Source organism: Streptomyces sp. NPDC014656, from assembly GCF_043084305.1.
Classification (GTDB): Bacteria; Actinomycetota; Actinomycetes; order Streptomycetales; family Streptomycetaceae; genus Streptomyces.
The window spans coordinates 368,816-389,975 of the sequence record NZ_JBIBZN010000002.1 but is presented as its reverse complement, the minus strand read 5'-3'; the positions used below and the strand labels follow the sequence as shown (position 1 = coordinate 389,975).

Sequence of the window (21,160 nt, the reverse complement as noted above, 5' to 3'; positions counted from 1 at the left end):
GCGGGGGCCGTCTTCTTGGCGGCGGCGCGCTTGCGCGGAGCCTTGGGGGCCTCCTCGACGACCGGGGCCTCGGCGGCCGGGGCCGCGGCGGCCTGGGCCTCCGCGACCGGGGCCGGGACGACCACGACGGCCTCCGCGGGGGCGGTGGTCGTGACGGGGCTGGACGCCTTGCGGACCGCGCGGCGGCGCGGGCGGGCGGCCGGCTCCTCGACGACCGGGGCCTCGGGGGCCTCGACCACGGCCGGAGCGGCCTCGACGACGGCACCCGGAGTGGTGGCCGGGCGGGTGGCCCGGCGCCGGGCGCGCGGCGGCGCGGCCACGGCCTGCGCCGGGACGGCGGCCGGAGCGGCCTGGGCCGGAGCCGGAGCGGCCTGGGCCGGGGCGGTGGTCCGGGCCGGGGCGGTCCGGGCGGCCTCGGCCGGGCGGGCCTCCGCGGCCTGGGCCGGGACCGGAGCGGACTTCTTGCGGGCGGCGGCCAGCTCGGCGGCGGCGGTCTCCACCGTCTGGAAGCTCACCGTGTCCTCGACGCGGGGCCGGACCCGCCGCTTGCGCGGCGCGAAGGCCGGGGCCGGGGCGGCGGGCGTCTCGGTGACGACCGTCTCCGTACGGCCGCCACGGCCGCGGCGGCGGCGCGGGGCCGTCTCCTCGGCCGGGGTCTCGACGGACGCGACGGGCGCGGTGGCCTTGGCGACCCGTGCCGCCGGGGCGGCCTCGGCCACCGGGGCCCCGACCGTCTCGACGACGGCCTTCTCGGTCTCCGTACGGCCGCCACGGCCGCGGCGGCGGCGCGGAGCCGTCTCCTCGGCCGGGGCCTCGACGGGGGCGGCGACCTCGGCGGGCGCGGCGGCCTCGGCGGGCGCGGCGGCCTCGGCCACCGGGGCGGCCTGCGGGGCCGGGGCGGCCGGGGTCACCGGGGTGGCGTCGGCGACCGGGATGGCGCCGGCGACCGGGATGCCGCCGGTCGACGGGCCGGTGCCACGGGTGCGGCGGCGGCGCGGACGGCGCGGGCCGTCGACGGCCTCCGGGGCCTCGGTGGTCTCCGGGGCGCCGGCCGTCACCTGCGGGGCGTCGCCGTCCGAGCCGCCGCGGGTGCGGCGGCGCTGGCGCGGCGTCCGGGCCGGGCGCTCCTCGGCGGCCGGGGCCTCGGCGCGGCCGCCGCGGCCACGACGGCCGCCGGGCTCGCCCAGGTCCTCCAGCTCCTCCGCGGCGAGACCCGCGCGGGTCCGCTCGGCGCGCGGCAGGATGCCCTTGGTGCCCTCGGGGATGTCCAGCTCGGTGTAGAAGTGCGGGGAGCTGGAGTAGGTCTCCACCGGGTCGGCGAAGTTCAGCTCCAGCGCCTTGTTGATCAGCTGCCAGCGCGGGATGTCGTCCCAGTCGACGAGCGTGATCGCCGTGCCGGTGTTGCCCGCGCGGCCGGTGCGGCCGGTGCGGTGCAGGTAGGTCTTCTCGTCCTCGGGGGTCTGGTAGTTGATGACGTGGGTGACGCCCTCGACGTCGATGCCGCGCGCGGCGACGTCGGTGCAGACGAGGACGTCCACCTTGCCGTTGCGGAAGGCGCGCAGCGCCTGCTCGCGGGCGCCCTGGCCGAGGTCGCCGTGGACCGCGCCGGAGGCGAAGCCGCGCCGCTGGAGCTGCTCGGCGATGTCGGCCGCCGTCCGCTTCGTACGGCAGAAGATCATCGCGAGGCCGCGGCCGCGGGCCTGGAGGATGCGCGCGACCATCTCCGGCTTGTCCATGTTGTGCGCGCGGTAGACGTGCTGCTTGATGTTGGCGTGCGTCACGCCCTCGTTGTCCGGCGAGGTGGCGCGGATGTGCGTCGGCCGCGACATGTAGCGGCGGGCCAGGCCGATGACCGCGCCCGGCATGGTGGCCGAGAACAGCATGGTCTGGCGCGTGGCCGGAAGCATGTTGATGATCTTCTCGACGTCGGGCAGGAAGCCCAGGTCGAGCATCTCGTCGGCCTCGTCGAGGACGAGCGTCTTGATCTTCGACAGGTCGAGCTTGCGCTGGCCGGCCAGGTCGAGCAGGCGGCCGGGGGTGCCGACGACGACGTCGACGCCCTTCTGGAGCGCCTCGACCTGGGGCTCGTAGGCCCGGCCGCCGTAGATGGCGAGGACGCGGACGTTGCGCACCTTGCCGGCGGTCAGGAGGTCGTTGGTGACCTGCTGGCACAGCTCGCGGGTCGGCACGACGACGAGGGCCTGGGGGGCCTCGGTCAGCTGCTCGGGCTTCGCGCGGCCGGCCTCGACGTCGGCGGGGACGGTGACGCGCTCCAGGATCGGCAGGCCGAAGCCGAGGGTCTTGCCCGTGCCGGTCTTGGCCTGGCCGATGACGTCGGTGCCGGTGAGGGCGACCGGGAGGGTCATCTCCTGGATGGGGAAGGGGTTGATGATGCCGACGGCTTCGAGCGCCTCGGCGGTCTCGGGAAGGATTCCGAGCTCTCGGAACGTAGTCAGGGTGCTGCCTCTTCTGTGAGACGCGGCGCGAGGCGAACGAAGGGGGTCTGTCATCGTGCCGGGCTCTTCCCGCGGGATCCTGGGGAAGATCACCGCCGGGTGGCACGGGACCACTGCCGTCGCTCGAGCGTCGTACCGCTTGAGGGACCCTTCGGCAGGCGCCGGAAGGGCTGTCGGGCCGGAGCCGATCGGGCCACCGACCGGGCATCCTCATTCATGCGTCGGCCCACCGGATACGTCCGAACGTGCGAAAGCATGTCCGCATACTCGGCAGGCGCAATATCACTGTACCCCGGAATCGCGCATGTGTGTCGGGCGAAATGACGATGAGGGCACGGTCACACTGACTGACCAGGCCCTTCGGGGCCCGGAGGGCGGGCTATTGTGCCGTGCATGGAGACGCCTGACAACGCCACGCCCGCCGGTGGGACCGACACCGACGACACCCGCACCGGGATCGCCGCCGAGGACTGGGCCACGGCCTCCGCGGAGCCGCAGTACCGCGCCGCCGTGATCGACCTCCTCGGCGCCCTCGCCTACGGCGAGCTGGCGGCCTTCGAGCGGCTGGCCGAGGACGCCAAGCTCGCGCCGTCCCTGGAGGACAAGGCGGAGCTGGCGAAGATGGCCTCCGCCGAGTTCCACCACTTCGAGCGGCTGCGGGACCGGCTGGCCGCCGTGGACGCCGAGCCGACCGCGGCGATGGAGCCCTTCGCGAAGGCGCTCGACGACTTCCACCGCCAGACCGCCCCGTCGGACTGGCTGGAGGGTCTGGTCAAGGCCTACGTGGGCGACTCGATCGCCAGCGACTTCTACCGCGAGGTGGCGGCCCGGCTCGACTCGGACACCCGCGCCCTGGTGCTCGCGGTGCTCGACGACACGGGCCACGGCAACTTCGCCGTGGAGAAGGTGCGCGCGGCGATCGACGCCGACCCGCGCGTCGGCGGCCGGCTCGCGCTGTGGGCCCGCCGGCTGATGGGCGAGGCGCTGTCGCAGGCCCAGCGGGTGGTGGCGGAGCGGGACGCGCTCTCCACGATGCTCGTCGGCGGGGTGGCGGACGGCTTCGACCTCGCGGAGGTGGGCCGGATGTTCTCCCGGATCACCGAGGCGCACACCAAGCGGATGGCGGCCCTGGGCCTCGCGGCCTGAGCCCTCCCGCGGTACGACTCGGCCGCGCGGCCCGGGACTTCGGTCCCGGGCCGCGCGGCCTTCGTGCGTGCGGAGCGGCGGTCAGTACGCCGCGGGGGATGATCGGCGCAGCCGGCGGGCGGCCGGCCGGACGAGCAGCGAGAGCAGCACCGCCGCGACCGCGACGGCGCCGGCGAGGGTGGCGAGGAAGTGGCCGGGGCCGAGCGCCCCGTGGGTGACCAGGGCGCCGAAGACGGCGCCGAGCGCACCGGTCAGGAGCACGGTCCCCCGGGCGGGGAGGCGGTCGGGCAGGCGGTGCGCGGCGGCCCAGGCCAGGGCGAGTCCGAGCAGGGCGGAACCGAGGGCTTCCAGGAACACGGTGGGTCACCTCGCGAGGGGTGCGGGGCGGGTGGTGCGGTCAAGCCCCCTCTACCCCGGCCCACCGGAACGCAATCCTCCCCGCGCCCCGGCGGGACGCCCCGCCCACCCGCCCGTCACGGCCGCGGCCCGCGCCGGACGACCCGCCGGAGCCCCCGAGGCCCCGGCACCGAGGGACACCCGGACGGGCGTACGCGGGGACGGGGACGGCGTACCAGGGGACGCCGTACGGGAAGGGCCGTGCGGGGACGGCGTACGGGGAAGGGCCGTGCGGGGACGCCGTACGCGAAGGGCGCGCGGGGACGCCGTACGGGAAGGGCCGCGCGGGGACGCCGTACCCGGAAGGCGGCGTAGGCGGGACGGCGCACCCGGGAGGCCGCGTAGGCGGGGACGGCGTGCCCGGGGGCGGAGGGTGCGGAAGGGCGGGCGTACGCGAGGAGGCCCGGAGGGACGGGTGTCCCTCCGGGCCTCCTCCACGAGAGCCGGAGCTCAGAGCGTGCCGAAGCCCACCCGGCGCACGGCGGTCTCGCCGAGCTCCACGTACGCGATCTTGTCCGACGGGACGAGGACCCGGCGGCCCTTGTCGTCCTCAAGGCTGAGCAGCGGTGCCTTGCCGGACAGCGCGTCCGCGACGGCGCGCTCCACGTCCTCGGCGGACTGCCCGCTCTCCAGAACGATCTCCCGGGGTGCGTACTGCACGCCGATCTTGACCTCCACGGCTATGTCCCTCCGAACGGTCAGCCATGCGCGATGAACCCGCGCCGTACGCTGCACACATTAGCCCGGTGAGGGGACGCGCACGGCTCAGCCGCCGCACGCCAGGAGCGAACAGGCGCCGGGAACCGGGCGGGCGGTCAGTGCCCCTCGGCGCTCAGCTGGCCGTCCACGCCGTGCAGCGGGAAGCCCGCGATGCCGCGCCAGGCGAGCGAGGTGAGCAGGGAGACGGCCGTGTCGCGGGGGATCGGCGACTCGCTGGAGAGCCAGTAGCGGGCGACCACCTGGGAGACGCCGCCGAGGCCCACCGCGAGCAGCATCGACTCGTCCTGGGACAGGCCGGTGTCCTCCGCGATGACCTCGGAGATCGCCTCGGCGCACTGGAGGCTCACCCGGTCGACCCGCTCGCGCACGGCCGGCTCGTTGGTGAGGTCGGACTCGAAGACGAGGCGGAAGGCGCCGCCCTCGTCCTCGACGTAGGCGAAGTACGCGTCCATGGTCGCCGCGACCCGGAGCTTGTTGTCCGAGGTGGAGGCGAGGGCCGTGCGGACCGACAAGAGCAGGGACTCGCAGTGCTGGTCGAGCAGGGCCAGGTACAGCTCCAGCTTGCCGGGGAAGTGCTGGTAGAGCACCGGCTTGCTGACCCCGGCCCGCTCGGCGATGTCGTCCATGGCCGCGGAGTGGTAGCCCTGGGCGACGAAGACCTCCTGGGCCGCGCCGAGCAGCTGGTTCCGCCGGGCACGGCGCGGCAGCCGCGTACCGCGAGGGCGTGCTGCCTCTGTCTGCTCGATGGCGCTCACGCGGCCTCCCAAGAATTCGATCCATGTGCGCTGTCGCGCCGCGCGGCCATCGTACTTTTGGGTAACCCGGCTGTGCGCGGTGCGGACGCAGAATTTCACGGACCGGACGCCGCGGTCGACAGGCTATTCAAGATTAAACCGAACAAATCAGCGATAGTCGTCTTCGTCGAGAGTGACGACGCGCGCCTGCTCCGAGACGTCGCCCTCGTCCGCCGCGTCGTGGTCGACGTCGCTGAGCGGTTCGTCCTCCTTGGGACGCAGTTCCGTGTGCTGCTCGGCCGCGTCGGCCTCCGGGACTTCCTCGTCGAGCACGGTGTCCTCTTCCTCGGGGAACGTGTCCGGCTCGGACGGATCGACAGTCATGCGGTTCCTTCCCGTCCTCCCCGTACGCGGGCGGCCGCCCGCGCCGGTGACCTCCCTTCGAGCGTAGGAGCACCGGCCTCCCCCCGCACCCGAGCCGCCTCCGGTGGTGGCGCGCCCCCGGCGCCGCACGGCCTGTGACCGCACCCACACCCGGGCCCGCGTGATCGTCTCGTAATATTGCGGCCATGTCCTCGACCGAGCTGCCGGAAACCCGGACCGCCGACGCCGCTCAGGCGACGCCGCTCCCGCGAGCCGTCCGGGTCGCCGACGGCGAGGAGCTCCGCTCCGTCGCGCTCCCCGGACTCAGCCTCACCGTGCGCTCCCGGCCCGGCGGCCGCGCCGGCCTGCCGCCCGCGCTGTACGTGCACGGCCTCGGCGGCTCCTCGCAGAACTGGTCCGCCCTGATGCCGCTCCTCGCCGACCTGGTCGACGGCGAGGCCGTCGACCTGCCCGGCTTCGGCGACTCCCCGCCGCCCGACGACGGCAACTACTCGGTCACCGGGCACGCCCGGGCCGTCATCCGGCTGCTCGACGCCTCCGGGCGCGGCCCGGTCCACCTCTTCGGCAACTCGATGGGTGGCGCCGTCGCCACCCGGGTCGCCGCCGTCCGGCCCGACCTGGTCCGCACCCTGACCCTCGTCGCGCCGGCCCTGCCCGAGCTGCGCGCCCAGCGCACCGCCTGGCCGACCGCGCTGCTCGCCGTGCCCGGCGTGGCCGGGCTCTTCGCCCGCCTCTCCCGTGACTGGACCGCCGAGCAGCGCGTCCGCGGCGTCCTCTCCCTCTGTTACGGCGACCCCGCGCAGGTCACCGACGAGGGCCTCCGGCACGCCGTCGAGGAGATGGAACGGCGGCTGGAACTCCCGTACTTCTGGGACGCCATGGCGCGTTCCTCGCGCGGTATCGTCGACGCCTATACGCTCGGCGGCCAGCACGGCCTGTGGCGTCAGGCGGAGCGGGTGCTCGCGCCCACCCTGCTGATCTACGGCGGCCGTGACCGGCTCGTCTCGTACCGGATGGCCCGCAGGGCCGCCGCCGCCTTCCGGGGCTCGCGGCTGCTGACCCTGCCCGACGCCGGTCACGTGGCGATGATGGAGTACCCCGAGACGGTCGCCGCGGCCGCGCGGGAACTGATCGCGGACCACGACGCGCGGCACGACGGGAGCTGAACCCGGGGTGGGACGACATAGTCGCAAGGGGCCCGCGCCCTCGGCGGGCGACACCGGGCGCACGCCGGTGGCGGACACCGGGCGCACGCCGGTCGTGGAGGGCGGGGCGGGCACGGGACGGCGCCGCCGGAGCGCCGAGGGCGCCCCGGAGGAGCGCGGCGCGGCGGCCCGGGGCACCACCCGCGGGCACGGCGCCTTCCACGGACACCGGCCCCCGGCACAGGGGGCACCCGCGTACGGGACCCCGGCACAGGGCGCGCCCTCGTACGGGGCGTCCGCCCCCGGCGCGCCCCCCTACGGGACCCCGGCGCACGGGACCCCGGCGCACGGGACGCCCCGGCACGGCACGCCCGCGTACGGCGGGGGCGGCCACGACGCGTCCGCGCACGCCGCTCCGCACACGCCCGCGCACGGCACCCCGGTGCGGGGCGGGCATCCGGCGCACGAGGAGGCCCCGCGGCCGGGGCCCGAGCGGTACGGCCCGGCCACCGGTGGTCCGCCCCTGATCCCCGGGCCCCGCCGGACCGCCGCGGCCCCGCCCGCCGGGCCCGTCGGGGCTCCCGCCCCCGAGGTCGACGCGGACGACGCCGCGGGCCGGGGCGGCAAGGGCAAGGCGCTCACCGGCATCGCCGCCGCCGCGGTCACCACCTGCCTCGCGATCGTCGTCGCCGGTCAGGTCGCCGACCGGGACGACGGGGCCCCGGCCGTGCGCGCCGCGCAGGAGCCGGCCGACCGGGCCTCGGGCGACACCTCCGCCTCCCGCTCCGACGAGCGGCCCACCCCGTCGAGCCCGGCGCCCGCGACGAGCCGACCGGCGCCCACGTACGAGCAGTTGATGACCCATCAGTTCCCGATCGACCCGAAGCTGACCGGCTCCGGCGAGTTCGAGGCCGTGCCCGGACTCGACAAGGCGCCCGGCTCGGGGCAGAAGTACCGCTACCGGGTGGACGTCGAGAAGGGGCTCGGGCTCGACGCCAAGCTCTTCGCGCGGGCGATCCAGCAGACCCTCAACGACAAGCGCAGCTGGGCCGGTCGGGGGGCGATGACCTTCGAGCGGATCTCCAGCGGGCAGCCCGACTTCGTCATCACCCTCGCGAGCCCCGGCACCACCGGCACGTGGTGTGCCAAGTCGGGGCTCGACACCACCATCGACAACGTCTCCTGCGACTCCGCCTCCACCGAGCGCGTGATGATCAACGCCTTCCGCTGGGCGCAGGGCGCGGAGACCTTCGGCCCGAAGGCGATGTACGCCTACCGGCAGATGCTCATCAACCACGAGGTCGGCCACCGGCTCGGCCACAACCACGTGTCGTGCCGGACGCCGGGCGCGCTCGCTCCCGTGATGCAGCAGCAGACGAAGTCCCTGGACGTCGACGGCATCAGCTGCCGACCCAACCCCTGGGTGTACCCGGGAAGTTGACCCCGGCCCTCCGCGTTCCCCGGCCGTGCGTCCGGGGGACGCGGCGGGCGCGCCGACGCCGTCCGGGCGCTCGCGGACGTTCCTCGGCGCGCGGTGCCGTCACGCCGCCTCCGCGCGCGCCGCCCTCGGTCCGGCGCTCCCCGGCGCGACCGGACACCCGGGCGCCGGCATTCTCCGTCGCCGACGCCTCCCGGCGCTTTCCGCCCGGCATCCCTCGAACCGGGTGCGCGCCGACGGCTTTTCCCTTTTCCGGCGGCGCCCGCGCGACCTCCCGCGGCCGCGCCCCCTTTTCCGGTGTTCCCCCGCCTTCGCGCAATTCCCTTTTCCCTTACCACGGTTCACCCCGCAGGCCCCTTTTCCGTGCGTCCTCCGTCCGCCCTTTCCCGTCACCCGGTCGCGGCCGCCACCGGTTCGGCGGCGGCCGCGGGCCCTGCCGCGCCCGCCCCCGAACCCACCGGAATCTGACCTTCCGTGACCCCGCCGGCGCGTACCGCGACGGAACGCGACGGGGCGGGGAAAGTTACGTGCATTCACCCCTTCCGGTGGTGCGACGGACAACCGTCCGCCGCGCCACCGGTCGCTGCGCTTACGTTCTTCCCGCTGTGGGATTCCCGCCGAGGGACGGCAGCGCGCGCCACCGACGGGACCGGTGGGCGCCGTCACGGAAGACCGGGGGTGTGTGCTCGTGCGGATCGGACTCCTCACGGAGGGTGGCTCCCCGTGCGCCACCGGTGACACCGGCGCGTGGTGGCAGCGGCTCGTCCACGGCCTCGCCCCCCACGACTTCGACCTGTACGCCGTCGGCGGCCCCCTCCCCGCCGTCCCGCTCCCGCCCCGCGTCCGGCCCGTCCCCACCACCGGCGAAGGCGCCCTCCCCGCCGGACCGCCCGGGCACGCCGCCCGCCGCGCCTACGGCCGCCGCGACCGCCGCCGCTTCGCCGAGGGCTTCCACGCCCTCGCCACCGGCCTCACCGCCGAGCCCGCCCCCACCGGCCGTCCGGCCGGGGACGAGGACCCCGCGCACGCCTTCGCCACCGGCCTCGGCGCCCTCGCCGACCTCGCCCGCGACAGCGGGGGACTGCCCGGCGCGCTCCGCTCCGACGACGCCGTCCGCCTCCTGGAGGCCGCCTGCCGCGCCCCCGGTGCCCGCCGCGCCGCCGCCGCGGCGGGACTCCGCGACCACCTCGCCTTCGCCGGCCACCTGGAGCGGGCCCTGCGCCCCCTCTCCCTCGACTGGTACGGCGAGACGGCCCTCGCCGCCGCCGACCTCTGCCACGCCACCGCGGGCGGGCCCGTCGCCCTCCCCGGACTCCTGGCCAAACGCTTCTTCGGCACCCCCCTCCTCGTCACCGAGTACGGCGTCGGACTGCGCGCCCACTACCTGGACGCGGGCGCCGCCGGCCGCTCCACCCCCCTGCGCGCCCTGCTCGCCGCCCTCCACGGCCGCCTCGCCGGCGAGACGTACCGCCAGGCCGCCCTCCTCACACCCGGCAACGCCCACGCCCGCCGCTGGCAGGAGAGGCTCGGCGCCCCCCGGGACCGGGTCCGCACGGTCCACCCCGGCATGCCCGCCGAGCGCTTCGCCGAGGTCGGCGAGGACGAGCGGGGCGGTGAGCCCGGCACCCTCGTCTGGATCGGCCGCGTCGAACCCGCCAAGGACCTCGTCGCCCTCCTCCACGCCTTCGCCGACCTCCGCGCCCGGCAGCCCGACACCCGGCTGCGGATCGTCTCCGTCCCCGCCGACCCGGGCGGACCCGACCGGGGCGCCGACCACTGCGCCTACCTGGCCCAGTGCGCCGCGCTCGCCGCCCAGCTCTTCCCCGACGAGGCCGCCGGCGCCCACGCCGTCGGCGAGAACCCGGTCTCCTTCGAGGAGCTCGGCGGCCCCGAGGCCCCCACCCTGGAGGACGTCTACGCCTCCGCCGCCGTCGTCGTCCTCTCCAGCACCGTCGAGGGCTTCCCCGCGAGCCTCGTCGAGGCCATGTTCTGCGCCCGCGCCACCGTCTCCACCGACGTCGGCGCGGTCGTCGAGATCATCGGCGGCACCGGGCTCGTCGTCCCCCCGCGCAACCCCCGCGCGCTCGCCGACGCCTGCCTCGCGCTGCTGCGCGACCCCGAGCGCCGGCACCGGCTCGGCGCGGCCGCCCGGGCCCGCGCGCTCGAACTCTTCACCGTCGACCAGAACCTCGCCGCCTTCCGCGGCGTCTACCTCGAACTCCTCTCCCACGCGCCGGTACGCCACCGCGCCGGGTCCGACGTGCCCTTCGCCCACCCCGCCGAGGCGCACCTCCCCGGCAGCTGGGCGCCGAAGGCCGTCGCCGCGGGCACTGGAGCCCCCGATGCCTGAAGGAGGCACCCCCATGCGCGGCCCCGCCGCCCCGACGAGCCCCGGAGCCTGGGACGCCCGCTCCGAGGCCCTCCTCGGCGCCCCCGCGGTGGACGCGGAACCCACGCCCCCCGCCATAGCCCCGGGGCCCGCCGGCCCGCTCCCCACCCTGGACCTCCACGCCGACCCCCGGCCCCCGGCCCCCGGGCCCGCCCCCGCCCCCGCTTCCGGCCCCGCCCTCCAGGACTCCGCCCTGGACGACCTCCTCTCCGCCTTCGGCCCGCCCCGGCACCCGGCGCCCCCGACGGCCGACGCGGCGGAGCCGGAGCCCGTCGCCGAGGCCGATGCCGATGCCGATGCCGATGCCGAGCTTGACGTCGATGCCGAGTTCGAGCCCGAGCCTCAGGACGGCGCGTCCCTGCCCACCGACGAGCCGGAGGCCGGGCCGGAGCCCGAGCCCGACCCGGAGGCCGATCCCGACCCCGACCCGGAGCCGGAGCCCGACCCCTTCTCCGCCGCGCCCCTCGCCCCCGTGGCCCCCGGCCCCGGGGCGGCCTGGGGCGAGCCGCCCGTCGCCGGGGCCGCCGGGGCCGCGGAGCCCGTACCCGCCGGCAAGGCGCGGCGGAGCGCCGGGGACCCCGTCAAGGTGCTGATGCGCCGGCACGGGGAGCTGTGCGCCCGCGCCGTCGACCCGCTGGAGATCGCCGCCGGGCTCGAAGCGCAGGGCTTCACCGACCGGACCGCCGCGCGCTACCGCCACCGGGACGTCTTCTCGCTCGCCGAGGAGCTGTACGCCCGCGTGCCCCGGGGCCACCTGGAGCCCGCGCCCGCCGAGGAGGAGCCCGCCCCCCGCGCCCCGTGGGCGCTCGCCGCGCTCGCCCCCGGCGCCGCCGCCGGTCTGCTGGTGCCCGCGCTGCTGCACCTCGACGGGGCCGCCCGGCTCGTCGCCGGGACCGCCGGGGCGCTCGCCCTCGCCGGCGCGCTCGTCCTCGCCGTTCGGCGCGGACCCCTGCGCGCCGACGCCGCCGCGCCCGCCGCCCGCCTCTGGACCCTCTGGCTCCTCGCGTACGCCGTCGCGGGCGACGGCCTCCTGGAGCAGGTGCTCCGCGGCGGACCCGACGGCGCCTGGGACGTCGACGCCCCGCCGCTGCTCGGGCTCGCGCTCGCCGTCGCCCCCGCCGCCTGGTGCGCCCACCTCTTCGCAGGCCGCGCCCGCCGCCGCATCGCCGACAGCCGGGGCCTCGCCGACTTCGCCTCCGCCACGCGCGCGTGGCTCCTGGCCGCCGTCCTCCTCCACGCCGCCGCCCTCACCGCCCTGCTCGCGCTCACCGGCCTCACCGCCGGCGCGCTCGCCCTCGGCGTCCTCCTCCTGACCGCCCGGCTGCTCGCCGTCCACGGACACCCCGGGACCGCGGCCGCCGCGCTCGCCGCCGCCTGCGCCGCCGAAGCCCTCGGCCTCGCGAGCGTGCTGGCCTCCCGGCTCCCGCTCCCCGGCTTCGACGCGCTCGCCGTCCCCGTGCGGACCGTCGCCGACGCCTGGGGCCCCGGCGCCCTCCCCGCGCTCGTCTGCGGCGCCGCCGCGATCGGCCTGCTGGCCCACGCGACCACCGCCCTCACCCGGGCCTCGGCCCACACCACCCCCTGACCCCGGCGCTCCCGCGGAGCCGACGCCGCGGGCGCCCGGCCCCGACTCACCACCCTCAAGGAGAACGAAGACCATGACCCCTCCCTCCCCAGCACCGGCCGGTCGGCACGAAGGGGCCGCACGATGAGGGTGCTACTGCTCGGAGCCAACGGCTTCATCGGCCGCTTCGTCGCCGACCGGCTGCTCGCCGACCCGGCGGTCCACCTCACGGCCCTCGGCCGCGGCGACGACGCCGACGTCCGCTTCGACCTCGCCACCGGCAGCCCCGGCGCGCTCACCCGCTTCCTGGACGCCGTCCACCCCGGCGTGGTGGTCAACTGCGCGGGAGCCACCCGCGGCGGCGCCCGCGACCTGACCCGGCACAACACCGTCGCCGTCGCCACCGTCTGCGAGGCCCTGCGCCGCAGCGGCTGCGGCGCCCGGCTCGTCCAGGTCGGCTGCGCCTCCGAGTACGGGCCCAGCCAGCCCGGCTCCTCCACCGCCGAGGACGCCGTGCCGCGCCCGGGAGGCCCGTACGGCGTCTCCAAGCTCGCCGCCACCGAACTCGTCCTCGGCTCCGGCCTCGACGCGGTCGTCCTGCGGGTCTTCTCGCCGGTCGGCCCCGGCACCCCCGCCGGCTCGCCGCTCGGCCGGCTCGCCGAGGCGATGCGCCGGGCCATGCAGGCCGGCGACGGCGAGCTCAAGCTCAGCGGCCTCGGCGTGCAGCGGGACTTCGTGGACGTCCGGGACGTGGCCCGCGCCGTGCACGCCGCCTCCCTCTCCGCCGCCCAGGGCGTCGTGAACATCGGTACGGGACGGGCCGTCCGGCTCCGGGACGCCGCCGCCGTCCTCGCCCGGGTCGCCGGCTACGCGGGCAACCTCCACGAGGTCGACGCCCCGCACGGCATCCCGCAGCGGCCCGTCATCGGCGCCCCGCGCGGCGAGGCGACCATCGCCGAACAGCTGGCCGCCGCCCCCTTCCCGTACCCCGACGGCTGCGGGCCCTGGCAGCAGGCCGACGTGCGCACCGCCCGCGACCGGCTCGGCTGGCGCCCCCGCATCAACCTGGAGGAGTCGCTCGCCGACATCTGGATGGAGGCGGCGTGTCGCATCTGACCGCCACCGGCACCGTCCGGGCGCTCGGCGTCGGCGCCCCCGGCTACGCCCACCCGCTGCTCGCCCCGGTCGAGTGGGCCGAGCTGACGCGCCCCGGCACCCCCGTCCACTGGGCGGTGCTCAACGTCTCCGACGGTCCCGGCAGCCGCCCCGACCCGCACTGCCTGGAGACCGCGGGACGGCTCCGGCAGGCGGGCGTGCGGGTGCTCGGGCACCTGGACCTGGCGCACGGCTCGCGGCCCTTCGGGGAACTCGTCTCGGGGGCCCAGCGGTTCCTCGACTGGTACCGGGTCGGCGGCTTCTATCTGGACCGCTGTCCCACGGACCGGACGGACCTGGCCGGAGTGAGGAGGGTCACCGCCACGCTGTCGGCCCTCCTCGGCGGCGAGGCCCACCTCGTCCTCGGCCAGGGCGGCCACCCGCATCCCGGCTACGCGGAGGCGGCGGACCAGCTGGTGACCTTCTCCGGGGCCTGGGCGGACTACCGCTGGTCACAGGCGGCGGACTGGACGGCGGACCACCCGGAGGGGAAGTTCGCCCACTTCGTCCACGGGGTACCGCGCACCCACCTCGACGAGGCGCTGCGGATCGCCCGCTGGCAGGGCGCCGGCACGATCTTCTTCACCGACCGGCCGGGAGGGGGAACGGGACAGAACGCACCATTTCACTCGCTGCCCGGCTACTGGGACGAAATCGTCTCGCGTATCGGACAGGGAGTCTCGGAATGAAATAAGGCGTGGCAGGGTTACGAGGGAAGAACGATGCCTGTCCCCTCCCCGCGCGAGCGGAGATGACCCTGGAGCCCCCGTGTCGCTGCCACCCCTGGTCGAGCCGGCTGCCGAGCTCACCGTTGACGAGGTCCGTCGGTACTCCCGCCACCTGATCATCCCCGATGTCGGGATGGACGGCCAGAAGCGCCTGAAGAACGCCAAGGTGCTGGCCGTCGGCGCCGGCGGCCTCGGCTCGCCGGCCCTCATGTACCTGGCCGCGGCCGGTGTCGGCACGCTCGGGATCGTGGAGTTCGACGAGGTCGACGAGTCGAACCTCCAGCGCCAGATCATCCACAGCCAGGCCGACATCGGCCGCTCCAAGGCGGAGTCGGCGCGCGACAGCGTGCTCGGCATCAACCCGTACGTGAACGTGGTCCTTCACGAGGAGCGGCTCGAGGCCGACAACGTGATGGACATCTTCAGCCAGTACGACCTGATCGTCGACGGCACCGACAACTTCGCCACCCGCTACCTGGTGAACGACGCCTGCGTGCTGCTGAACAAGCCGTACGTCTGGGGCTCGATCTACCGCTTCGACGGCCAGGCGTCGGTCTTCTGGTCCGAGCACGGTCCCTGCTACCGCTGCCTCTACCCGGAGCCCCCGCCGCCGGGCATGGTCCCCTCCTGCGCCGAGGGCGGCGTCCTGGGCGTGCTCTGCGCGTCCATCGGCTCCATCCAGGTCAACGAGGCCATCAAGCTCCTCGCCGGCATCGGCGAGCCGCTCGTCGGCCGGCTGATGATCTACGACGCCCTGGAGATGCAGTACCGCCAGGTGAAGGTCCGCAAGGACCCGAACTGCGCGGTCTGCGGCGAGAACCCGACCGTCACCGAGCTCATCGACTACGAGGCCTTCTGCGGCGTCGTGTCCGAGGAGGCCCAGGAGGCGGCGCTCGGCTCCACGATCACTCCGAAGCAGCTCAAGGAGTGGATCGACGAGGGCGAGAACATCGACATCATCGACGTCCGCGAGGTCAACGAGTACGAGATCGTCTCGATCCCCGGCGCCCGTCTGATCCCGAAGAACGAGTTCCTGATGGGCACCGCCCTCCAGGACCTCCCGCAGGACAAGAAGATCGTCCTGCACTGCAAGACGGGTGTCCGCAGTGCGGAGGTCCTCGCCGTGCTCAAGTCCGCGGGCTTCGCGGACGCGGTGCACGTCGGCGGCGGCGTGATCGGCTGGGTCCACCAGATCGAGCCCGAGAAGCCGGTCTACTAGTCGGCACGGCGAAAGGCCCCGGACCGCATGCCGGTCCGGGGCCTTCGCGCGTCCGCGCTATCCGCAGGTCGTGCCGTGTGCCGGCACCCTCCCGCCCAGCAGGTACGCGTCGACCGTCCGCGTCGCGCACGCCGAGGTGCCGTACGGGCCGTGCCCCTCGCCCTTGTCGGTGACCAGGACCCCGACGCCCTCGCCCAGCTCCTCCGCCATCCGCTCCGCGCCCTCGGGGGAAGGGCTCGGCACCGGAGGCGGGGAGGTAGGGGAGGCGGTGGACGCGGCCGAACCGGTGGGCGGGGGAGTCCCCGTACTCGTACTCGTCCCCGTGTCCGCGCACCCGGTGACCAGCAGTCCGCCGACGGCGGGGACCGTCAGGTGCCGGCGCATGGACAGGGGAACCCCCCAGGACCGGGAACGGCCGTCATCCCAGGGGGCTCCCCGCGGCTACTTGCAGACGGTGCCCGAGGCCGGGACCTTGCCTTCCAGGAGGTAGCCGTCGACCGCCTTCTTCACGCAGGCGCTGCCGCCGTTGTAGGCGCCGTGGCCCTCGCCCTCGTAGGTCAGCTCCACCCCGACGCCGTCGCCGAGGGCCTTCACCATGGCTCGGGCGCCCTCGTACGGGGTCGCCGGGTCGCCGGTGTTCCCGACCACCAGGATCGGTGCCGCGCCGGGCGCGGACACGTCCGGGTGGTCCCAGGTGCCCGGCACCGGCCACTGCGAGCAGCTGGAGAGGGCCCAGCCCATGAAGTCGCCGAAGACGGGGGAGGCCTCGCGGAACCGCGGCAGCCGCTCCTTGGCCTGGCCGAGGGTGTAGCGCTCCTTGAAGTCGACGCAGTTGATGGCGGCGTTGGCGGCCTGGATGTTGCTGTAACTGCCGTTCTCGCCACGCCCGTTCATCGAGTCGGAGAGGGCCAGCAGGAGGGCGCCGTCGCCGCCGTCCGCGGCTTCCAGGCCCTGCTCCAGATAGGGCCAGAACTCCTTCGAGTACAGCGACTGGGCGATGCCGTTGGTGGCCTGGGTCTGTGTCAGCTTCCGGCTGCCGATGCCGGCGATCGGCTTCTCGTCCAGCGCGGCGAGGAGGTCCGTGACGCCCTTCTCGACCTCGGCGACCGTCGCACCCGGCAGGGCGCACTCGTCGCCCCGGTCCACACAGTCCTGCGCGAAGTTGTCCAGCGCCAGCTGGAAGCCCTTCGCCTGCCCCAGCGCGCCCTCCTCGACGCCCGCGTCCGGGTCCACGACCGCGTCGAAGACCGCCCGGCCGACCCGCTCCGGGAAGAGGTGGGCGTAGACGCCGCCCAGCTCCGTGCCGTACGAGATGCCGAAGTAGTACAGCTCGTCGTCGCCCAGGACCTGGCGCAGCAGGTCCATGTCGCGGGCCGCGCTCTCGGTGCCGACGTGCGGGAGGACCGCGCCCGCGTCCTTCTCGCAGCCCGAGGCGTACGTCTTCTGGGCGTCGGACAGCGTCCGCTCCTCCGCCTGGTCGTCCGGGGTGAAGTCGAGGGCGTAGTAGGCGTCCAGCTCCTTGTCGGTGGCGCACTCGACCGGCTCGCTGCGGCCGACGCCCCGCGGGTCGAAGGAGACCAGGTCGTAGCGGGAGCGGAGGGTCTCGTAGTCCGCGGCGAAGCCCGGCAGGCCCGTGACGCCGGAGCCGCCGGGGCCGCCGAAGTTGAACACGAGGGAGCCGATGCGGCGGGCTTCGTTCCTGGCCCGGGCCCGGATCAGCGCCAGCTCGATCGTCTCCCCCTCCGGCCGCGACCAGTCCAGCGGCGTCCGGAGGAACGCGCACTCCCACGCGGTGCCGCCGGGCAGCGGGGTCGGGGCCGAGCCGCCGCCCTCCGCCGCGGACGGCGGCGGGCAGGTGTCCCACTCCAGCCGCTGCTCGGTCAGCGCCGAGAGGCCGCCGGTGCCGGTGGGGCGGGCCGTGGCGGCCTGGTCGTCGTCGCCGCCGTCCGAGCAGCCGGCCAGGCACAGGACGGCGGAGACGGTGAGCAGGGCGGCGGCGCGCTGAACGGCGGAGATCGGCATACCCCCATGCTCGTCGGCCCCCGCCGCCCCCGCGCGGGACACACCCCCAAGCGGGTGTCGCCCGCGCCGCCCGCCCCGCTCCCGGGGCGGGCGGCCGCGGGCTACAGGGCTTCCCGCTTGGTGAGCCAGTTGAAGCAGATCCAGCCCGGCAGGACCGGCAGCCACAGGGTCATCAGCCGGTAGAGGAGGACCGCCGGGGTGGCGACCTCGATCGGCAGGCCCACCGCGACGAGGCCGCCGATGAGCGCGCCCTCCACCGCGCCGACACCGCCGGGCGTCGGGGCCGCCGAGCCGAGCGCGTTGCCCGCGAGGAAGACCACGGCCACGCTCGCGTAGCTGACCGACGCGTTCCCGTGGGAGAAGGCGCGGATCGAGGCGTCCAGGCAGAGGACGAACACACCCGTCAGCAGCAGCATCCCGCCGATGCCCGTGACCAGCTTCATCGGCCGCTGGAGCACGTCCAGCATGCGCGGCACCACCCCCGCGAAGAGCGACCGCAGCCGGGTGGAGACGAACTTCCGCATGAAGGGGATCGCCGTCATCACCAGGACCAGCACCGCCACCGTCAGCAGACCGGCGATGACCGTCCTCGACGGCGTGAACGACTGCGACTTCTCGGTCCCCGTCAGATAGCCGAAGGAGAGCAGCAGCAGGATGTGCGCCCCGAGCCCGAAGAGCTGCGAGGCGCCGACGCTCGCCACCGCGAGCCCCGGGCGCACGCCCGCGCGCTGGAGGAAGCGGGTGTTGAGGGCGACGCCGCCGACCGCCGCCGGGGCGACGATCTTCACGAAGGAACCGGCGACCTGCGCGACCACCGTCCGCCAGAACCCCACCCGCTCCGGCACGAAACCGAGCAGGCTCATCGCCGCGGCGAGATAGCTGACCGCGGAGAACAGCACCGCGGCCGCCACCCACCGCCAGTCCGCCTCGGTGACCGTGGACAGCGGCGTCCGGGCGATCTGCGACAGCAGGAAGTACGCGGCGACCGCGCCCGCCACCAGCGAGATGAGCGTCCGCGGCTTGATCCGCTCCAGCCGGACCGGCTCCACCGGCGCCTGCGGCCGGATCAGCAGCACCTGCCGGCGGATCTGCGCGAGCAGGTCCTCCTCGCGGGCCTCGTCCAGGGCCTCGTCGAGCGCCCGCTTCTCCGCCTTCTTGTCCGCCCGCTTCTCGGCCTTCTCCGTCTTGGGGTCGGTGCCGGGCGCCGGGAGCCCCGCGTGCGCGGCCGCCTTGGCCCGCTCCCGCTCCCGCTTCGCCTCCTCGGAGGCGGCGAGGACCGCCTCCCGCTCCCGCTGCGAGCGCTCCCGCGCGAGCCTGCGCAGGGTGGCGCGGGTCGACCGGCTCAGCGCGATCGGCTGGAGCAGCGGCAGACAGTCCGCCACCGCGTCCGGGCCCAGCACCTCCACGGCCGCCGCCACCGTCCGCTCCGCCCCGACCCGCAGGCCCAGGGTGGTCAGGAACTGGGCGATGTCCATCCGCAGCACCAGGTCGCCGGCCGCGATCTCGCCGCCGCGCAGGTCCGTCAGGAACACCCTGCCGGAACGATCCACCAGGATCGCGTCCCCCGAGAGCCTGCGGTGCGCGATCCGGCGCGACTGCAGCGCCTTCACCTGCCGCCACCCGCTCCGCACCAGCTCGTCGGTGATCTCGGAGTCGTCCAGCGAGTCCAGGCTCCGGCCGCCGATGTGCTCGTAGACGAGCATCACCGCGTCCGGCCCCAGCTCGGAGGTGGCGATCAGCTTCGGCGCGTTCGCCCCGGCCGCGATCGCCGCGTACGCCAGCAGCGCCTCCTGTTCGAGCGCCTGCCGCAGCGAGACGATCGAACGCCGGGTCGTCACCGTCCGCAGGGTGATCCGCCGCCACAGCCGGTAGAAGAAGCCGTGCGCCTGCTGTTCCCGGTCGACGACCGTGACGTCCAGCGGCGGCCCGTCCTCCAGGTTCACGAGGTACCTGCGGCCCCGGTCCCCGCTCTCCGCGGTCTCCGGCACCTCCTCCGCGCGCAGCGCCGTCACCGGCCGGAAGCCGACCCGGCGCAGTCCGGCGAGGAGGGTCTGGCCGGTCGGCCGGACGTTCGGGGAGCCGACCGCGTACAGGGTGCCGTACGCCACCGTCCAGCCGATGAGCACCGTGAGGATGATCGAGAAGGCGGTGGTGTAGCCGGCCACCAGCATGGTGAAGGCGTCGAGCAGCAGCACCGCCCACAGCGAGAACCGCCAGCGCGGTCTGCGGGCCATGCCGACGGCCGTCATGTACGCGATCACCGGCGCGAGGTAGTTGTGCACCGGATCGGTCAGCCCGCCGCCGCTCGCCGGCTGGGTCAGCGCGTCCTGGATCGTGTCCGGGGCGGCCTTCGCCACCCACAGGTCGATCGCCAGGGTGACGCCGTGCGCGAGCACCGCCGCGAGCACGCCGTCCGCGATCCGCAGCCCGTCCCGCTTCACCAGCCGCTCGATGGCGAAGGCCACCGGCAGCACCAGGATCGCGATCGACGAGACCAGCCCGGCGATCTTGACGAAGACGTCGGAGGCGCCGACGGCCCCCTTGTTGATGTCCTGCTCCAGGCCGGAGGTGGTGCCGTGGGCGAAGGCGGCGATGGCGAGGACGACGGCGATGGCCAGCACCCCGGCCAGCAGGCGCATCAGGTCGGAGGGCCGGTGGACACGGGCGGCGAGCAGCGGCTCGTCGCCGGAGACCCGCTCGGGCATGTCGGGCCGAGCCTCACCGGGAGGCTGAGTGTCCTGACCCATCACCATGTCCGTCTCTGCGTGTACTTCTGCTACTTCTGCTGCTTCTGCCTGCGTCTGCCGCTGTTGATCTCGTATCACCAGTCACCGCCCGCACGATGGTGGCACGAAGAGCCGCCGGGCGGAGGCATCAGGGCCATGTCGGTGAGGTGAGGCAGGATGACACGGATGAGCCTGGAGGGACCCGTGGGACAGACCGGAGCGAGCGGAGCCGAGGACTCCGGGGCGGCGGACGAGCTGCCCCCGTACGCGGAGGCGGTGCTCGACGTCGCCGACCGCATCCCGCCGGGCCGGGTGATGACCTACGGCGACGTCGCCGAGTGGCTCGGCGAGGGCGGCCCCCGCCAGGTCGGCCGCGTCATGGCCCTGTACGGCGGCGGCGCCCCGTGGTGGCGGGTCGTCCGCGCCGACGGCACCCTGCTCCCCGGCCACGAGCCGCGCGCCCTCGGCCACTACCGCGCCGAGGGCACCCCGCTCCGCGAGCGCGGCCCGGCCGCCGCGGGACACGTGCCGAGGATCGACATGCGCCGCGCCCGCTGGGACGGCGTCGAGGGCGGGGCGGCCCGCGCGGAAGCGGAAGCGGAACCGGAACCGGAATGACCCGCGCGGCCCGCCGCCCCGGCCGGGCGTGCGGGATCTCACACAGGACGGCGTGAGGGCCGGTACGGCCCCGGCCGCGCCGCCCGGCCCGGCCGGCCGGTCCCGGCGAGCGGGGCCCGCCGCCGCCCGGTTTCGCGTACCGTCGACGGGCGTGCCGCACACGGCGGCGGACACGGCAGGGGGGCCCACGGAGGCCACGGCGGCAGGGACACGAGCACGCGCACGCGCGCGTGCCGGGGCCCTCGCCCCGCCGTTCCGTGCCCCCGCCGTCACCCGCGCCGCCCGCGGCACCGGCACCACGACACCATCGACCAGGACCG

The 21,160-nt window shown here is 75.6% G+C and carries 16 protein-coding genes and 1 pseudogene; 9 read left to right on the top strand and 8 right to left on the bottom strand.

Annotated features, from left to right (window positions below; translation table 11 throughout):
- A partial coding sequence (locus tag ACF1ED_RS05565; protein WP_391757517.1) for a DEAD/DEAH box helicase occupies positions 1-2,366 on the bottom strand: 2,366 nt, incomplete at its 3' end.
- Between the two features lie 483 nt (positions 2,367-2,849).
- Here ACF1ED_RS05565 and ACF1ED_RS05560 point away from each other — a divergent pair.
- Positions 2,850-3,602 carry a ferritin-like fold-containing protein gene (locus ACF1ED_RS05560; RefSeq protein WP_391757087.1) on the top strand — a complete coding sequence of 251 codons (753 nt, stop codon included), beginning with the start codon at positions 2,850-2,852 and terminating at the stop codon, positions 3,600-3,602.
- 81 nt (positions 3,603-3,683) lie between these two features.
- On the opposite strand, the gene ACF1ED_RS05555 is transcribed toward ACF1ED_RS05560, so the two are convergent.
- The 4 genes from ACF1ED_RS05555 to ACF1ED_RS05540 form a co-directional block, all read right to left on the bottom strand.
- A complete protein-coding gene (locus ACF1ED_RS05555; RefSeq protein WP_391757086.1) occupies positions 3,684-3,959 on the bottom strand; it encodes a hypothetical protein in 276 nt (91 codons plus the stop codon).
- Positions 3,960-4,448: 489 nt separating this feature from the next.
- Entirely contained in the window at positions 4,449-4,676 is a 228-nt protein-coding gene (locus ACF1ED_RS05550; protein ID WP_043228927.1) for a DUF3107 domain-containing protein, read from the bottom strand.
- A gap of 137 nt (positions 4,677-4,813) precedes the next feature.
- On the bottom strand, positions 4,814-5,473 hold the full coding sequence (locus ACF1ED_RS05545) for a TetR/AcrR family transcriptional regulator (protein ID WP_391757085.1): 660 nt from the start codon (positions 5,471-5,473) through the stop codon (positions 4,814-4,816).
- Positions 5,474-5,620: 147 nt separating this feature from the next.
- Positions 5,621-5,836: a hypothetical protein gene (locus ACF1ED_RS05540; RefSeq protein ID WP_391757084.1), complete on the bottom strand. Its 216-nt coding sequence runs from the start codon at positions 5,834-5,836 to the stop codon at positions 5,621-5,623.
- Positions 5,837-6,021: 185 nt separating this feature from the next.
- Between ACF1ED_RS05540 and ACF1ED_RS05535 the strand changes: the two genes are divergently transcribed.
- The 7 genes from ACF1ED_RS05535 to moeZ all read left to right on the top strand — a co-directional run bounded on the left by ACF1ED_RS05535 (position 6,022) and on the right by moeZ (position 15,474).
- Positions 6,022-7,002: an alpha/beta fold hydrolase gene (locus ACF1ED_RS05535; protein ID WP_391757083.1), complete on the top strand. Its 981-nt coding sequence runs from the start codon at positions 6,022-6,024 to the stop codon at positions 7,000-7,002.
- A gap of 7 nt (positions 7,003-7,009) precedes the next feature.
- Entirely contained in the window at positions 7,010-8,422 is a 1,413-nt protein-coding gene (locus ACF1ED_RS05530) for a DUF3152 domain-containing protein (RefSeq protein WP_391757082.1), read from the top strand.
- 685 nt (positions 8,423-9,107) lie between these two features.
- Positions 9,108-10,769: a glycosyltransferase gene (locus ACF1ED_RS05525; protein WP_391757081.1), complete on the top strand. Its 1,662-nt coding sequence runs from the start codon at positions 9,108-9,110 to the stop codon at positions 10,767-10,769.
- 13 nt (positions 10,770-10,782) lie between these two features.
- A complete protein-coding gene (locus ACF1ED_RS05520; protein ID WP_391757080.1) occupies positions 10,783-12,393 on the top strand; it encodes a hypothetical protein in 1,611 nt (536 codons plus the stop codon).
- A 123-nt stretch (positions 12,394-12,516) separates the two neighbouring features.
- Positions 12,517-13,488 (top strand): NAD(P)-dependent oxidoreductase, encoded by a 972-nt coding sequence (locus ACF1ED_RS05515; RefSeq protein ID WP_043228915.1) that lies wholly within the window; start codon positions 12,517-12,519, stop codon positions 13,486-13,488.
- Complete coding sequence (locus ACF1ED_RS05510; RefSeq protein WP_391757079.1) at positions 13,476-14,216, top strand: spherulation-specific family 4 protein; 741 nt, start codon at positions 13,476-13,478, stop codon at positions 14,214-14,216. The genes ACF1ED_RS05515 and ACF1ED_RS05510 overlap by 13 nt, the downstream gene beginning before the upstream one ends.
- 79 nt (positions 14,217-14,295) lie before the next feature.
- Positions 14,296-15,474: an adenylyltransferase/sulfurtransferase MoeZ gene (moeZ, locus tag ACF1ED_RS05505; RefSeq protein WP_391757078.1), complete on the top strand. Its 1,179-nt coding sequence runs from the start codon at positions 14,296-14,298 to the stop codon at positions 15,472-15,474.
- A gap of 57 nt (positions 15,475-15,531) precedes the next feature.
- Here moeZ and ACF1ED_RS05500 read toward each other — a convergent pair.
- The 3 genes and pseudogenes from ACF1ED_RS05500 to ACF1ED_RS05490 form a co-directional block, all read right to left on the bottom strand.
- Positions 15,532-15,705, bottom strand: a pseudogene (locus ACF1ED_RS05500) (alpha/beta hydrolase); the annotation flags it as partial.
- Positions 15,706-15,915: 210 nt separating this feature from the next.
- Positions 15,916-17,496 (bottom strand): alpha/beta hydrolase, encoded by a 1,581-nt coding sequence (locus ACF1ED_RS05495; protein WP_391757077.1) that lies wholly within the window; start codon positions 17,494-17,496, stop codon positions 15,916-15,918.
- A 101-nt stretch (positions 17,497-17,597) separates the two neighbouring features.
- Positions 17,598-20,249, bottom strand: a complete 2,652-nt coding sequence (locus ACF1ED_RS05490; RefSeq protein WP_391757076.1) for a flippase-like domain-containing protein — start codon at positions 20,247-20,249, stop codon at positions 17,598-17,600.
- A gap of 150 nt (positions 20,250-20,399) precedes the next feature.
- On the opposite strand from ACF1ED_RS05490, the gene ACF1ED_RS05485 reads away from it, so the two are divergent.
- A complete protein-coding gene (locus ACF1ED_RS05485) occupies positions 20,400-20,840 on the top strand; it encodes an MGMT family protein (RefSeq protein WP_391757075.1) in 441 nt (146 codons plus the stop codon).
- Positions 20,841-21,160: the final 320 nt, after the last annotated feature.